Consider the following 15063-nt stretch of genomic DNA (forward strand, 5'->3'; position numbering starts at 1 on the left):
AACAGGGATTTCGAGTTGCTTCCTCCCACCGACGCCGCCGCGCCGGCCGTGCGCCCGTCCGATGCCCAGCCGGGCCTGATCTGCTTTTCCCACCTTCGCTGGAACTTCGTGTTCCAAAGGCCGCAGCACCTGATGAGCCGCTTCGCGCGCGAGCGGCGGGTCATCTACTGGGAGGAGCCCGAGCCGGCGCTGCCGGAATGCGACCCGGCGCTGGGCATCAGGACCTGCGCGGAAACCGGCGTCGTCGTGGTGACCCCGTCGATTCCCGAGGGGCTGACGGGAGAAAAGCGGACCGCGGTGCTCAAGGAGCTGCTCGACGGGTTCCTGGCCGGTGAGGCCGGGCCGCTCATCCATTGGTATTATACGCCGATGATGCTGCCCTTCGCGCAGCATGTGCCCGCGTCGTGCACCGTCTATGATTGCATGGACGAGCTTGCAAATTTCCGCTTTGCGCCGGCGGAGCTCCTCCAGCTCGAGCAGCAGCTTCTCCAGCGCGCCGACGTTGTGTTCACCGGCGGTTACAGCCTCTATGAGGCCAAGCGGAACCGGCATCACAACATCCACCCCTTCCCGTCGAGCGTCGATCGCGCGCATTTCGCGCAGGCGCGCGAGCCGCAGCGCGAGCCGGCCGACCAGGCGGACCTTCCCGGGCCGCGCCTCGGCTTTTACGGCGTCGTCGACGAGCGGATGGACCTCGATCTGCTCGCCACGCTGTCCGATGCCCACCCCGAATGGTCGATCGTCATCGTCGGCCCGGTGGTGAAGGTGGACCCGGCCGATCTGCCGCGCCGGCCGAACCTGCATTATCTCGGTGGCCGAAGCTATGAGGAGCTCCCCGCCTATCTTGGCGGCTGGGACGTGGCGTTGATGCCCTTTGCGATCAACGAATCGACGCGGTTCATCTCGCCCACCAAGACCCCGGAATATCTCGCCGGAGGTCGCCCGGTGGTCTCGACGCCGATCACCGACGTGATCCGCCATTATGGCGATGTCGAGGGCGTGCTGATCGCTGAACGCGGTGAGGCGTTTGTCCGGGCATGCGAACGGGCGATCGAACTCGGGGCCGACGGCGACTGGCTCGCCGAGGTCGACACCAAGCTTGCCAATCTGAGCTGGGACACGACCTTCGCGCGCATGGCGGGGTTGATCCGCGAGGCGATGGAGGGACCTTCACAGGCGCCCGCGATCCTCGCGCGCAGGAAGCGGCGCTGCGACTATCTCGTCGTTGGCGCCGGCTTCGCCGGCTCCGTGCTCGCCGAGAGGCTGGCCAGCCAGCAAGGCGCGAGCGTCACCGTGGTCGACAAGCGGCCCCACGTCGGCGGCAACGCCTATGATCGCGCGGACGCGGCCGGGATCCTGATCCACCAATATGGACCGCACATCTTCCACACCAATTCCGACGAGATTTTCGGATATCTTTCCAGGTTCACTGCCTGGCGCCCCTACGAGCATCGCGTGCTCGCGCAGGTTCGCGGCCAGCTCGTGCCGATCCCGATCAACCGAGACACGCTGAACCGTCTGTTCGGATTGAACCTGGCCAGCGAGGCGGACGCGGCCGCCTATCTGGCCGGCCGGGCCGAGCCGGTGGCCGACATCCGCACATCGGAGGACGTCGTCGTCTCCGCCGTGGGGCGCGAGCTCTACGAGCTGTTCTTCCGAGGCTATACGCGCAAGCAGTGGGGTATCGACCCGAGCGGCCTCGACAAATCGGTCACCGCCCGGATTCCGACGCGGACCAACACCGACGATCGCTATTTCGGCGACAAATACCAGGCGATGCCGCGCGACGGCTACACCGCCATGTTCGAAAAGATGCTCGACCAGCCGGGCATCGAATTGCTGCTCGGCACCAGCCATAGCGAGGTGGCGGACGAGATCGAGGCGGGGCACATCATCTATACCGGCCCGATCGACGAATATTTCGGCTTCCGCTTCGGCCAGCTCCCCTATCGGAGCCTGCGCTTCGAGCACCGCACCCTGGAGGTGCCGACGTTCCAGCCGACCGCGGTGGTGAATTATCCGGACCCCTCGGTGCCGTACACCCGGATCACCGAATACAAGCACCTGACCGGCCAGGCGCATCCCCACACCAGCATCACCTACGAATATCCGCAGGACGAGGGGGATCCCTATTACCCGATCCCTCGGGCGGAAAATCAGGCGCTGTTCAAGCGTTACGAAGCGCTTGCCGATGCAACGCCGGGGGTGACCTTCGTCGGGCGGCTCGCGACCTATCGCTACTACAATATGGACCAGGTGGTGGGGCAGGCGCTTGCCGCGCATCGTCGCCTGGCCGCGCGCACGCCCGCATCGGAGATGTGGACCGAAGCGGCGGAATGATCAGGCGGCGCGCACGGCCGGCGCGCGCGCGATGTCCTGAAGGTAGGATTCAAGGGCCTTGTCGAGCGGCCGCATGATCCATCCGCGCTCGCTCGACAGCGCGGTCGAGCGGACCGGGCCGTCTTCATCCGCCAGGATCAGCTTGGGGTCCAGCCCGGCGCCCTCGGCGATCCGGAGTGCGAAATCATGCCAGCTGAGGCTGCCCTGACTGGCGAGGTGCCAGATGCCGGTCTCGCCGTCGATCAGCAGATCGAGTGCCGCATGGCACAGGTCGGGGACGAAGGTCGGCGACACGACGTGGCGCGAGGCCGCGAAGGGTCGGCCCTGGCTCAGCGCGGACAGCACGTCCCAGGCGAAATTGAAGCGGTCCCAGGGACCGAAGAAGGCGCTGGTCCGGATGACGAGGGTTTGGGCGTCGATCGTGGCGAGCCGGCGCTCCGCTTCGGCCTTGCTTCGCCCGTACGTTGAGGTCGGGTTCGGCGTGTCGCTTTCCACATAGGCGCCACGCGCGCCGGTTCCGTCGAAGACCAGATCCGAGGAGAAGGTGACGAGGGGTATGCCGCGCTCCGCACAGGCGCGGGCAAGCAGCTCGGGGCCGAGCGCGTTGGCGGCCATGCAGGCCTCGGGCTCCCGCTCGGCGTCGTCGACGCGCACATAGCCGGCGGCGTTGATGACCGCCCAGGGCCGTGTCCGATCCAGCGCCGCGCCGATGCTCCCCGCATCGCATATCTCCAGCGCCCGCCGGTCGGACAGGCGATGGGCGAGCCCGCGGTGCGCGCAGATGCGCGCCATGGCCTGGCCCAGCGTGCCCGTCGCGCCGGTGATCAGCAACGGCGTTCCGGCCGGCTGCCGCGCATGAGTTTCGCCGGCGCACCAGGCGTAGAAATGCGCGTCCCGCCGCCACCAGCCGGGCGTCTCCAGCACCGGGTGACGGAATCGCTCGCCGCGCGCATAGGCGCTTGCCGCCCTGGCGATCACTGTCGGACGCGGCGCCGGCGCCCGCGCGTCGAACGCGCCCGGATCGTAATGCCCATCCTCGCGGGTGACCAGCGAGCGCCAGTCGACATTGCCGAACAGGGACCAGAGCGTGACCGCGCGAAGATCGATTCCTTCGGCCCGCGCCGAAGCGGCGGCGTCCATCACCTCCGCGAGCCAGCGCAGCCCCTCCTCGCGCGTGCAGCCATGATGCACCTCGGTGATGGCGATCGGCAGGCGGTAGCGATCCCAGGCCTCGCGCGCCCGGTGGCGAAGCCCGGTTTCGAGGCCGGGCACCCGGACGGCCTCCGCGTCGACATAGGCGATCCGCCCGTTTCCGCCGGCCGGCAGGTCCGGATAAAGATCGATCCGGTGATCGAGGAAGCGGTCGCTGGTCAGATAGTGATTGATCCCGAGCATGGCCGGCGCCGCCGCTCCGCCGTGCAGCCGTTCGAGCTCGCGCGGCGAAATTCCCGCCCGGACCAGATCGTCGAACAATGGATGATCCGCATCGACCCGGCCGCACAGGAGATCCCAGGACAGCCAGCGTCGCTCATTTTCGTGCCGGCTCTGCTCCAGCGCCGGCGGCGTCGCGAAGGTCTTGCCGAGATCCTCGGTCTGGACGAGCTCGGCATCGGGGTTGGTCGCGCGCAAGGCCTGCATCGCCGCTTGCGTGCCGAGACACTGATTGACCAGGGCGCGCAGGAAGGACGGATAATCGCGAAGATGCGGGTACCAATGGCCGTAGAGCGCTGAAAAGCGCGCGGTGGTGAGCGGCTCGTTGATCGGGGTCCATCGTCTGATTCCCGGATAATGCGCGCCGACCCGGGCGGCGAAGTCCGCGAATTTCGCCGGGAAATCCGGATCGAGCAGATTGGTGTAGCAGGGGCCCGAACCGTGATGGAGCAGGCCGCCGATCACCTCGATCCCGTGCGCGTCCAGCAGCGCGATCCGCTTGTCGTTCCAGCCGAAGTCGCAGCAATCCGATCGTTCCGGCGCGATGCTTTCCCAGAGCAGCGGATAGCGCACCGTCCGCACGCCCAGGCTCGCGATCCGCGCGATATCGTCGTCGCGGTCCCGGTGTCCGGTTTCGAGGAACTGGTCCCGCCAGCGATCGCCGACCCGGACGATCGTGCATTCGGGTCCGGCCCATAGTTCGAGCGGAGGGCGGGCTGCGATCATCCTGCGGCCGGCGTGCCCGGCCGTGGGTATCGTGGGACGTTGCGCGCATTGGTCATGCGCCTCAAAGCCGCGCGCGACGCGATCGGTTGCACGAAATCGTGCTAACCTGGATCAACCTGGGGCCGCGGCGGGCTGAGGAACTGGTCCAATTCGCGCAGGGCATTGCCGATGACCCAAGTGCGCCAGTTCTCCCGCAACTCCGGCACGAGTTCGTCGGGTATGGCACAAACGTCACCACGATTGAGGCTCAGCAAGGCATCGTTTACCATGGACGGATGACGGAAGCCGCTGTCGCCTACTGCAACTGCATGGAAGACGTGAAGGCTCGGCTGAGGCTCATCAAGGAGATCACCGAGGGGCGCTCTCCTCTTGGCTCGGAAGGGCTAGACGGTGAGGTCGTCTGTTTGCTCCTACGGAAGGTGCTTGAGCAGATTGCGTTCAGTTCGCTGATCGCTCACCGCGAGACCTACGAGGCCGTGCATAACGACCTCGGCAGCATCTGGCGAGCGAAGCGCCTCCTTGAGCGCATGGACAAGCTGCACCCCGAGTTCTACCCGTCTCCTATTAAGCGCGGGGTCAGCAGGCACTTGGGTGTTCACCACCACTTTGATCCGGTGGAGGACGGCTTCCTGACGAAGGACGAATTCGTCTTCCTCTACGACACGGCGAGCAGTGGCATCCACACTTGGAACCCGTTCAAGGACGCAGAGCGCGTGCTCGACTTCCAGCGCCCGATCGCGGAGTGGATTGTGCGCATCGCTGCGCTGCTGGATCACCATTTGGTTCACTTCGCTGGCACGAAGGACCTGTGGCTGATCCAGATGGACAGCCCGGAGGACCACAGGGTCCACGCATTTGTTGCTCCAATGGTGACGGAATTCCCGCCAGTCCCAGCGTGACGGCGAAGTTCCAGTTCTGAGCCGAAACTCCGCACCGGCTAATATAGCGCTAGCATGCCAGAAGCAGCGAGCCGCAATTGGGGATCGGCGACATAAGTCGCTGATTTTTATAAAGAAAAATGGTGGACGCACTAGGGCTCGAACCTAGGACCCGCTGATTAAGAGTCAGCTGCTCTACCAACTGAGCTATGCGTCCGTCGCCGGTGGGCGGTGCGCGTCGGTGTTCCGGCGCGAGGGGGGCATTTAGGGGCCGGGCGCGACGATTGCAACCGCTGTTTGCACGCTCATCTGCGTCGCGGATCGAGGCGGTTGCGGCGATCGATCGACATCATCACGCCAAGGCAGATCATCACCGTCATGATCGCCGATCCGCCATAGGAGATGAGCGGCAAGGGGATGCCGACGACAGGCGCGAGGCCCATCACCATGGCGAGGTTGATCGCCATGTAGAAGAAGATGGTGGTGATGAGCCCGGCCGCGGTCAGCCGCTCGAACCGCCCCTTGGTGTCGAGCGCAACGATGATCCCCCAGCGGATCAGAAGCGCGAAGCCGATGATGATGAACAGGCCCCCGGCAAGCCCCCATTCCTCCGCCATGGTGGCGAAGACGAAATCGGTCTGCGGCTCGGGAAGGAAGGCGAAATGGCTCTGCGTGCCCTGCAGATAGCCGGTGCCGGTCAGCCCGCCGGCGCCGATCGCGATCTTCGACTGGGTGATGTGATAGCCGGCGCCGAGCGGATCGGTTTCGGGATCGAGGAAGATGGCGATCCGCTGCCGCTGATAATCGTGGAGCCCGAAGAAATAGGCGAGCGGGACGATGATCGCCGCCGCCACCCCCGCGCCCACGAAAAGGCGCAGCGGGATGCCGGCGAGGAACATCACCGTGATCCCGCCAAGCGCCACCATCGTCGCGGTGCCGAGATCGGGCTGAATCAGGATGAGCCCGGCGGGCAGGCCGATCAGGACGAGCGCCGGCCAGATCGCGGTCCAGCTCCTGATCTCGCGCGCCGGCAGCATGTCGTAGAAGCGCGCGACCACCAGGACGATGGCCGGCTTCATCAGCTCCGATGGCTGGAGCCGCACGAGCCCCAGATCGAGCCAGCGCTGCGCGCCGCCACTGATCGCGCCAAGCGCTTCCACCAGCACCAGCATGATCATGAGCCCGCCATAAGCAAGGAAGGCCCATTCCTTGTAGAAGCTCGGCGGCAGATAACCCATCGCGATCGCCATGCCGAGGAAGACGGCGAAGCGGATGCCCTGGGGCAGCGCCCAGGTCATGTGCCCGCCGGCGGCCGAGTAGAGGATGACGAGGCCGAAACCGCAAAGCGCGATCACGATCCACAACATGCGCCACGGGAGGCTGGCGATCGGCGCCGGAAATCTTGGAAGGGCCATCGGCAGCCGCCGCCTAGAGGTGGCCGGTCGGCGCCGGCGGACTTTCGCCGGCGGCCGCCGCTGCGGCCCAGGTCCGGGCGCGGGCCTCCATCCGCTGCTCGATCGTGCCGCCCCATTGCTGCTCCATGGCGGCGAGCGTGGCCATCGCCCGGTCCTTGTCGAACAGGTAGGTCATCACGTCCCTCGCCATCGGCGCCGCGGCGCTGGCGCCGAAGCCGCCATGCTCGACCAGGAAGCAGGCGGCGTAGCGCGGCGCCTGGGCCGGAGCGAAGCAGACGAACCAGCTGTGGTCGCGCATCCGCCACGCAAGGCTCGCGTTGGAGCGAACGCCGCTGGCGCGCTCGGCCATCGAGATGCGGCGGACCTGCGCGGTCCCGGTCTTGCCGGCCATCATTTCCGGGACGGGCAGCCGGAAACGGCTGGCGGTGCCACCGCCATTGACCACGTCGGTCATCGCGGCGCGGACGAAAGCGAGATGCTCCTCGTCGATCCCCTCGAGCGGATCGAACGCGGGCGCCGGCCCCTCGGCGATGATGCGCGGCATCACCTTGCGGCCGCTCACGATGCGCGAGACCATGACCGCCTGCTGGAGCGGATTGACCAGCACATAGCCCTGGCCGATCGACATGTTCACCGTGTCGTAGCTTTGCCATTCGCGGTGGAAGCGCCGCTGCAACCATTCGGGATCGGGCCAGGTCCCGTAGCGCTGCGAGGGGAAGGGCAGATCGAACCGCTCGCCCATGCCGAACTGCCGGGCGACCGGGGAGATGTTCTGGACCCCGGCCTGGAGCGCCATCTGGTAGAAATAGATATCGCAGCTCTTCGCGATCGCCTGGTGCATCGCGATCGGGCCGTGCGGCCCGCCGGAGCAGTGGAACACGGCGTTGCCGAGGCGCCAGGCGCGTTGGCAGTTGATCCGCTGCTCCGGGTCGATCCCGGCCTTGAGCAGTGCCACCGCCGTCATCGGCTTTGAGGTGGAGCCCGGCGGATACAGGCCCTGGAGGACCTTGTTGATCATCGGATGGCGCTCGTCCTGCGCCATCATGTTCCATTCGGCGTGGCTGATCCCGTCGGAAAAGCTGTTGGGATCGTAGCTCGGCATCGACACGAAGCACAGGATGTCGCCGCTGGGCACGTCGATGACGGCGACGGCGGCCGATTGTTCGCCGCAGCGGCGCGCGACGAAGCTCTGGAGCTCGGCATCGATCGTGGTCCTGAGCGGCGCGCCGCTGACGTCGGGGCGGGTGGTGAGCTCGCGCACCAGCCGGCCGCGCGCGGTCACCTCGATCCGCGCCGCGCCGGGGCGGCCGCGCAGCCGCTGCTCCTCGACCTTTTCTATGCCGTTCTTGCCGATCTTGAAGCCCGGCGCGATCAGCAGCGGATTGCGGTTCTCGGCCTCATATTCCTCTCGATTGGGCGTGCCGACATAGCCGACCAGGTGACCGACGGCGGCGCCTTCGGGATAGAAGCGGGCGAAGGCGCGCATCGGCGCGACGCCGGGAAGCTCCGGCTGGCGCAGCGTGATCGCGGCATATTTCTCGAACGACAGGTTTTCGGCGACCGGCACCGGCTGGAAGCCGGCGGCGTTGGCGAGATCCTCGCGAAGCTGCGCGAGCGCATCGGGGGTGAGATCGAGAATCCGGGCGAGCTCCGCGATCACGCGCTCCTTGTCCTCGAGCCGATCGGGGATGAGATCGACGCGAAAATCGCTTCGGTTGGCGGCGAGCGGCCGGCCGTGCCGGTCGACGATCCAGCCGCGCCGCGGGGGGATCAGCCGCTCTTGAACCCGATTGTCCTCTGCCATCTCGCGATAGCGCTGGTTCTGGGCGATCGCGATATAGCCCATGCGCCCGGCGAGCAGCCCGGCGACCCCGGCCTGGGCGACACCGAGAAAGATGGCGCGCCGCGAAAAGCTGGTCGCCTGCGCCAGTTCGGTGACCGCCGGCGAGGTCGGGCGGTTGCGGCGGCGGCCGATCATCGCGCCAGCCGCCAGCGATCGAGGGCGAGGACGATCCGCGTCGCGAGCGGATAGGCGAGCGCGGCGAGGACGAGTTGGGGAATGAGGATGGTGAATCGCACGTCGCTGCCCATGAGCAGGCCTATGTACCACGCGCCAAGGCTTTGCAGCAGGATTGCGCCGGCCGCGATCAGCCAGTCCATCCAGTAATCGCGGAAGCCCAGTCTGGTATCGATGAGCTCGGCCAAAAGGCCGATCATGGTCCACAGCAGCATCGCCTGGCCGATCGGATGGCCGGCAATCAGATCGCTGGCGAGGCCGAGGCCGAGCGGCATCCATGGCCTCCAGATTTCCGGGCGGAGCAGCCGCCAGGCAAGGAAGATCAGGAACCCGAAATCGGGGAGGAGCGGAGTCGCGGCAACGACCGGCAGCAGGGCGAGCAGGGTCGCCGCGAGGATCGACGCCAGCGGCGTGAAGCGGCGGCGAAGGTCGCGGACGGCGACCTCGGCTTCGGACGAGGCGATGCGCGTGCTCATCGCGGCGCGGCCCCGGCGCTGTTGCCCGTGGGCGCGATCGGGGCCGGACGCGGCGCGGCGCCCTGCGGTGGCTGGGGCGGGGCGGCGACGGGTGGCAAGGCAAGCTGGCTGGTCGCCGCGTCGACCGATCCGGTCACCGCCGCCGGCTGGTAGACGGGCTGTACGATCGCGAAATCGGTGCGGGCCGGATTGGCGAGCGGCCGGGCGATGGCGGTGTCGCCGTTGCGTCCGGTGACGACCGCGACGGGCACGTCCGGCGGGAAAATGCCGCCGACACCGGAGGTCACGACAATGTCGCCGACGCGGAACGGATTTTCGCCGACCTCGAGCGTGCGAAGCTCCACCGTCCCGTCGCCTCGTCCGGCGGCGAGGGCCGGGGTGCCGGTGCGCAGCGCGCGGACGGGGACGCTCGACGCGCCGTCGCTGACCAGGAGGATGCGCGAGGCCCAGCGGCCCGTGTCGAGCACGCGGCCGATCAGGCCGTCGGGCGCGCGCACCGGCTGGCCCGGGCGCACGCCCGCCGCGCTGCCCGCCGACAGGATCGCCATCCGGCGCGAGGAATCGAAGCTCGACCCGACGATGCGCGCGATCGTCACCTCGTCCTCCACGCGCTGGGCGAGGCCGAGCAGGCGCCGAAGGCGAGCATTCTCCGCCTCCGCGATGCGCGCGCGGACCAGCTCGCGCCGCTCGGCGGCAAGCTCGGCCTGGAGCCCGGCATTCTGCGATCCTGCATTGATATAGTTGGAAATCCAGTCGCCGATCCCGGTGACGCCGCGCACCCCCGCACGGCCGGCGCCGCTCACCGGGGCGGTGAGATCGAGCGCCGCGCCCTTGATCGCGGCGAACCCGCGCGGATCGACGATGGAGATGACGAGCAGCAGGACGGCGACCAGCATCCCGGCCACGGCGATCACATAGCCGAGGAACAGCCCATATTGCGCCCGCCGGGAGTAGCCGGGGCGCCGATTGGCGGGCGGCGCCATCGTGCCCCTTCCTTATGCGGTCTGGAGGACGCCGCGGAACACCTCTTCCTCCATCGCGCGGCCGGTGCCGAGCGCGACGCAGGTGAGCGGATCGTCGGCGACCGTGACCGGCAGCCCGGTTTCGTCGCGAAGCACCTCGTCCAACCCCTTGAGCAGCGCGCCGCCGCCGGTGAGCACGATGCCCTGGTCGACGATGTCGGCAGCGAGCTCCGGCGCGGTGTTCTCCAGCGCGATCCGGACGCCCTCGACGATCGTGCCGACCGGCTCCGACAGCGCCTCGGCGATCTGGCGCTGGTTGATCGTGATCTCCTTGGGGACGCCGTTGACGAGATCGCGGCCCTTGATGTGTACGGTTTCGCCGTCGCCGCCATTGGCCGGCGGCTTGGCGATGCCGACCTGCTTCTTGATCCGCTCGGCCGTCGCCTCGCCGATCAGGAGATTGTGGTTGCGCCGGACGTAGGAGGAAATCGCCTCGTCCATCTTGTCGCCGCCGACGCGCACGGAGGTCGTATAGGCAAGGCCGCGAAGGCTCAGCACCGCGACCTCGGTCGTGCCGCCGCCGATGTCGACGACCATCGATCCGATCGGCTCGGTCACCGGCATGTCGGCGCCGATCGCGGCCGCCATCGGCTCCTCGATCAGATAGACCTGGCGGGCGCCGGCATTGGAGGCGGCATCGCGAATGGCGCGCCGCTCGACGCTGGTCGATCCCGAAGGTACGCAGATCACGATCTCCGGCCAGCGCGGGAAGCGACGGCGGCCGTGCACCTTCTGGATGAAATGCTTGATCATCTGTTCGGCGACGTCGATGTCGGCGATCACGCCGTCGCGGAGCGGGCGGATCGCCTCGATCTGGTCGGGCGTCTTGCCCATCATCAGCTTGGCGTCGTCGCCGACCGCCTTGACGCGCTTGACGCCGTTGGTCGTCTCGATCGCCACGACCGACGGCTCGTTCAGGACGACGCCGCGGCCCCGGACATAGACGACGGTGTTGGCGGTGCCGAGGTCGATCGCCATGTCGTGCGACGGGAGCCTCAGAAAGTTGAACATCGACATATGCTTGCGTTTCGCTTTCGGCTGGCGGGCGGCCGGCACGGCCTTCCGGCGACATTTCTATAGGATGGGCCCGCGCCCCCGGTCCACAAAAGAGTCGAACACGTCTCGCGGGTCGGCCGCGCATCGTCTAGAGACAAAATCATGTCAATACGGCGTTTGCCCGAGCATCTGGTCAATCGAATCGCGGCCGGTGAAGTGGTGGAAAGACCGGCCAGTGCGTTGAAGGAGCTGGTCGAGAACGCGATCGATGCCGGTGCCACGCGCATCGCGGTGAGCCTTGCCGGCGGCGGGATCGACCGGATCGAGGTCGCCGACGACGGATGCGGCATGGCCGCGGACGAGATTGCGCTCGCGCTGGAGCGCCACGCCACCTCCAAGCTGCAGGGCGACGAGATCGACCAGGTCGGCACCCTGGGCTTTCGCGGCGAGGCGCTGCCATCGATCGCCAGCGTCGCCCATGTGACGATCGAAAGCCGCACGCGCGGGCAGGATGGCTGGTCGCGGACCATCGACAATGGCCGGCTGGCGGGGGAGGGGCCAGCCGCACTGCCGCCGGGCACGCGGGTGAGCGTCGCGGATCTGTTCGCGAAGGTGCCGGCGCGCCGCAAGTTCCTCCGTTCGGTCCGCAGCGAATATGCCGCCTGCCTCGATGTCGTGAAGCGGCTCGCCATGGCGCGCCCGGACATCGCCTTCAGCCTCGACCATGAAGGGCGGCGCGTTCTGAGCGTCGCGGCGGGCGAGGACCGGCCGGACCGGGTCGCCGCGCTCACCGATCGCGATCTCGCCGCGAACAGCATCGCCGTCGACTATGTGCGGGGCAATGCAAGGCTCGGCGGCGTCGCCGGCCTGCCGACCTTCAACCGCGGCATCGCCGATCACCAATATCTGTTCGTCAACGGTCGCCCGGTGAAGGATCGGCTGCTGATCGGCGCGGTGCGCGGCGCCTATCAGGATCTGCTCGCGCGCGACCGCCATCCCGTCCTCGCCCTCTTCATCGACGTTCCGGCCGAGGAGGTCGACGTCAACGTCCATCCGGCCAAGACCGAGGTCCGCTTCAAGGATCCCGCCGGCATTCGCGGCCTGATCGTCGGCGGCCTTCGCCACGCCCTCGACGAAGCCGGCCACCGCTCCGCGCAGCGGCCGAGCGCGGCGGCGCTCGGGAACTGGCAGAGTGAAACCGATCTCCACCGCTACTCCCCCGACCTCCTCCGTCATTCCCGCGAAAGCGGGAATCCAGCTTCCTTCTTCCCCGGCGGAGGGGCCGGGCAAGGCAGCTGGACCCCCGCTTTCGCGGGGGTGACGCGAGTGCAGGATCGTTCGCAGGACTTCGCCCCCCAGGCCCGGGCCGAAGCCGCTGTCGAACCGGTCCCGCAAGCGCAATCCTTCCCCCTCGGCGTCGCGCGCGGCCAGGTCGCGGCCACCTATATCGTCGCCGAGGCGGAGGACGGGCTGGTGATCGTCGATCAGCACGCCGCCCACGAACGGCTGGTGCTCGAGCGGATGCGCCGCGCGATGGCGAATGGCGGGGTGGCGCGGCAGGCGCTGCTCCTGCCCGAAGTGGTCGAGCTGGACGAGCCCGCCTGCGACCGGCTGGAGGCACGGCTCGACGAGCTGGCCGAGCTGGGGCTGGAGCTGGAGCGCTTCGGCCCGCGCGCGATGCTGGTCCGCGCGACGCCCGCCATGCTCGGCGCGGGTGATATCAAGGGGCTCGTCACCGATCTCGCCGACGATCTCGCCGCCTTCGATTCCGCCCTCGGCCTCAAGGAAAAGCTAGACCATGTCGCCGCGACCATGGCCTGCCACGGGTCGGTCCGCGCCGGCCGCCTCCTCTCGGTCGCCGAGATGAACGCGCTGCTCCGCGAGATGGAGGTGACGCCCCACAGCGGCCAGTGCAACCACGGCCGCCCGACCTGGGTGAAGCTCGCGCATGGCGACATCGAGAAACTGTTCGGGAGGAAATGACGGTGTCATCTCCCGACCGCTTCGAAACCGTTGCTTACGTCCACAGCTATGTGGGCGACGAAGCGCTCCACCGCCCCCGGGGCTGAAGGCGGGCTTCAATTCGACGAAGTGGCGCGCGCCGCCTCGCGGACATAGGTTCCGTCGCCGCCGGGACCGTGGATGATCAGGCTGGTGCCGGAAATGTCGAGTGCCTGATTGTCGAAATCGAAGACCTGAAAATCGTTAGGCACGAACGTGAATGCGAGGCGGTTGCCCGCGGCCGGATCGATCGGAAAACGCTGCGGCGGAATATTGTACATCGCGAGCGCAAGCTCGATCCAGGCCGGTGCCGCGCGGCCTCGACGATCGGGGAGGGTCCAGCCGTCGTCCTGCGTATAGCCCTCGACCACCCCGCCATCGGCGAAGCCGACGCGAAGATCGATCCCGGCGAGGCCTCGGCCCTGCGGATCGGCGACGAGGACATGAAAGGGCCCGTCGCCGTGGCTCGGCGCGCCGGCGGTGAAGGCGGCGGGGACTGGGCGCGGCTGGGTGGTGAGGATCACGGCGCGCGGCGTGCTTCGCCAATTGCCCTCGGCGTGGAAATCGACCGCGCCGGCCGAGAGCATGAAGCGGAAGCGGCCATTGGCGCCGAGCTCCAGAACGGAGACGGTGTCGGGGCCGCCCTGCAATCGATAGGTGCCGACCAGCGCATTGGCGGGTGCGGCGCTCGGCGCGGGCGCCGTCTGTGCGGACGCGGGGAGGGCGCCCACCGCGGCGAGGCAGAGCGCCGCCAGGATCGTCGGCTTCGTCATGTCGTCCCTCCCAGATCGAGAATCTCGCGCCGCACCGCCTCGATCGGATGCGCGCGCGCCGCTTCACGCGAGGCGCGGAGGCGCGGATAGCCCGCCTTCGCGTCGGCGAGGAGCTTTTCGACGAAGCGGCCGTCGCGCACCTCGGCGAGGATGCGGCGCATTTCGGCGCGGGTCGCGTCGGTGACGATGCGGGGGCCGCCGTCGAGGGCGCCGAATTCGGCGGTGTTGCTGATCGCCTCGCGCATCCCGGCGATGCCTCGCTCATAGATGAGATCGGCGATGAGCTTCACCTCTGTAAGACATTCGAAATAGGCGATTTCGGGTGCGAAGCCGGCCTCGACCAGGGTTTCGAAGCCGGCCTGGATCAGCTCGGGGATCGTGCCCCACAGCACGGCCGATTCGTTGAACAGGTCCGCCTCGCATTCCTCGGCGAAGCTGGTGGGGAGGATGCCGACCCGGCCGCTGCCGATGGCGCCGGCATAAGAGAGCGCCAGCGCCTCCGCGCCGCCGCTCGCATCCTGATCGACCGCGAACAGCGAGACGAGGCCCGAGCCCGCCTCGAAATCGCGGCGAAGCGCGGTTCCGGGGCCCTTGGGCGAGACGAGGAAGATGTCGAGATCGGCGCGCGGCTTGATGAGGCCGAAGCGGATCGAAAGGCCGTGCGCGAAGCCGATCGCCGCGCCCGCGCGCAGATGCGGGGCCAGCTCCTCCTCATAGATGCGGCCATGATCCTCGTCGGCGGCGAGCAGGATGGCGACATCGCATTCCGCCGCGGCTTCGGCGGCGGTGACGACCTCGAACCCCTCGCTCTGCGCCCCGTGCCGCCGGGGTGAGCCGGCGCGCAGGGCGACGGTGACCTCGACGCCGCTGTCGCGCAGGTTGAGCGCCTGCGCCCGGCCCTGATTGCCATAGCCGATGACGGCGACCCGCCGGGCGCGGATCAGGCCGAGGTCGATATCCTTGTCGAGATAGACGTGCATGGGCCGGG

Annotated in this window: 11 protein-coding genes and 1 tRNA gene; 3 read left to right on the plus strand and 9 right to left on the minus strand. The window is 68.0% G+C overall.

Features of this window, described 5'->3' with window-relative positions:
- The first annotated feature begins 132 nt into the window (after nt 1–132).
- Nucleotides 133–2340: a UDP-galactopyranose mutase gene (gene glf, locus FRZ32_RS11350; RefSeq protein WP_147044446.1), complete on the plus strand. Its 2208-nt coding sequence runs from the start codon at nt 133–135 to the stop codon at nt 2338–2340.
- On the opposite strand, the gene FRZ32_RS11355 is transcribed toward glf, so the two are convergent.
- Entirely contained in the window at nt 2341–4497 is a 2157-nt protein-coding gene (locus tag FRZ32_RS11355) for a sugar nucleotide-binding protein (protein WP_147043606.1), read from the minus strand. It abuts the gene before it with no gap.
- A 98-nt stretch (nt 4498–4595) separates the two neighbouring features.
- Here FRZ32_RS11355 and FRZ32_RS11360 point away from each other — a divergent pair, with 98 nt between their 5' ends.
- Nucleotides 4596–5396, plus strand: coding sequence for a hypothetical protein (locus FRZ32_RS11360; RefSeq protein WP_158635908.1), 801 nt, complete (start codon nt 4596–4598; stop codon nt 5394–5396).
- A 120-nt stretch (nt 5397–5516) separates the two neighbouring features.
- Here FRZ32_RS11360 and FRZ32_RS11365 read toward each other — a convergent pair.
- From FRZ32_RS11365 to FRZ32_RS11390, 6 genes are all read right to left on the minus strand, one after another.
- A tRNA-Lys gene (locus FRZ32_RS11365) sits at nt 5517–5592 on the minus strand.
- 88 nt (nt 5593–5680) lie between these two features.
- Nucleotides 5681–6790, minus strand: a complete 1110-nt coding sequence (gene rodA / locus FRZ32_RS11370) for a rod shape-determining protein RodA (protein ID WP_147043608.1) — start codon at nt 6788–6790, stop codon at nt 5681–5683.
- Between the two features lie 13 nt (nt 6791–6803).
- Nucleotides 6804–8768: a penicillin-binding protein 2 gene (gene mrdA, locus FRZ32_RS11375; RefSeq protein WP_147043609.1), complete on the minus strand. Its 1965-nt coding sequence runs from the start codon at nt 8766–8768 to the stop codon at nt 6804–6806.
- On the minus strand, nt 8765–9283 hold the full coding sequence (gene mreD / locus FRZ32_RS11380; protein ID WP_147043610.1) for a rod shape-determining protein MreD: 519 nt from the start codon (nt 9281–9283) through the stop codon (nt 8765–8767). Before mreD ends, mrdA begins: the two co-directional genes overlap by 4 nt.
- Nucleotides 9280–10266: a rod shape-determining protein MreC gene (mreC, locus tag FRZ32_RS11385; RefSeq protein ID WP_147043611.1), complete on the minus strand. Its 987-nt coding sequence runs from the start codon at nt 10264–10266 to the stop codon at nt 9280–9282. Before mreC ends, mreD begins: the two co-directional genes overlap by 4 nt.
- A 12-nt stretch (nt 10267–10278) precedes the next feature.
- Complete coding sequence (locus tag FRZ32_RS11390; protein ID WP_147043612.1) at nt 10279–11322, minus strand: rod shape-determining protein; 1044 nt, start codon at nt 11320–11322, stop codon at nt 10279–10281.
- A gap of 141 nt (nt 11323–11463) precedes the next feature.
- Here FRZ32_RS11390 and mutL point away from each other — a divergent pair, with 141 nt between their 5' ends.
- Complete coding sequence (gene mutL / locus FRZ32_RS11395; RefSeq protein WP_147043613.1) at nt 11464–13284, plus strand: DNA mismatch repair endonuclease MutL; 1821 nt, start codon at nt 11464–11466, stop codon at nt 13282–13284.
- A 95-nt stretch (nt 13285–13379) separates the two neighbouring features.
- Here mutL and FRZ32_RS11400 read toward each other — a convergent pair whose 3' ends face one another.
- Entirely contained in the window at nt 13380–14075 is a 696-nt protein-coding gene (locus FRZ32_RS11400; RefSeq protein ID WP_147043614.1) for a hypothetical protein, read from the minus strand.
- Nucleotides 14072–15055, minus strand: a complete 984-nt coding sequence (gene ilvC, locus FRZ32_RS11405) for a ketol-acid reductoisomerase (protein WP_147043615.1) — start codon at nt 15053–15055, stop codon at nt 14072–14074. Before ilvC ends, FRZ32_RS11400 begins: the two co-directional genes overlap by 4 nt.
- Nucleotides 15056–15063 lie beyond the last annotated feature (8 nt).

The organism is Sphingosinicella ginsenosidimutans (genome assembly GCF_007995055.1).
GTDB classification, from domain to species: domain Bacteria; phylum Pseudomonadota; class Alphaproteobacteria; order Sphingomonadales; family Sphingomonadaceae; genus Allosphingosinicella; species Allosphingosinicella ginsenosidimutans.

Coding starts and splice junctions, on each gene's coding strand:
- glf (WP_147044446.1), top strand. CDS start 133: ATGAGCCGCTTCGCGCGCGAGCGGCGGGTCATCTACTGGGAGGAGCCC.
- FRZ32_RS11355 (WP_147043606.1), bottom strand. CDS start 4,497: ATGATCGCAGCCCGCCCTCCGCTCGAACTATGGGCCGGACCCGAATGC.
- rodA (WP_147043608.1), bottom strand. CDS start 6,790: ATGGCCCTTCCAAGATTTCCGGCGCCGATCGCCAGCCTCCCGTGGCGC.
- mrdA (WP_147043609.1), bottom strand. CDS start 8,768: ATGATCGGCCGCCGCCGCAACCGCCCGACCTCGCCGGCGGTCACCGAA.
- mreD (WP_147043610.1), bottom strand. CDS start 9,283: ATGAGCACGCGCATCGCCTCGTCCGAAGCCGAGGTCGCCGTCCGCGAC.
- mreC (WP_147043611.1), bottom strand. CDS start 10,266: ATGGCGCCGCCCGCCAATCGGCGCCCCGGCTACTCCCGGCGGGCGCAA.
- FRZ32_RS11390 (WP_147043612.1), bottom strand. CDS start 11,322: ATGTCGATGTTCAACTTTCTGAGGCTCCCGTCGCACGACATGGCGATC.
- mutL (WP_147043613.1), top strand. CDS start 11,464: ATGTCAATACGGCGTTTGCCCGAGCATCTGGTCAATCGAATCGCGGCC.
- FRZ32_RS11400 (WP_147043614.1), bottom strand. CDS start 14,075: ATGACGAAGCCGACGATCCTGGCGGCGCTCTGCCTCGCCGCGGTGGGC.
- ilvC (WP_147043615.1), bottom strand. CDS start 15,055: ATGCACGTCTATCTCGACAAGGATATCGACCTCGGCCTGATCCGCGCC.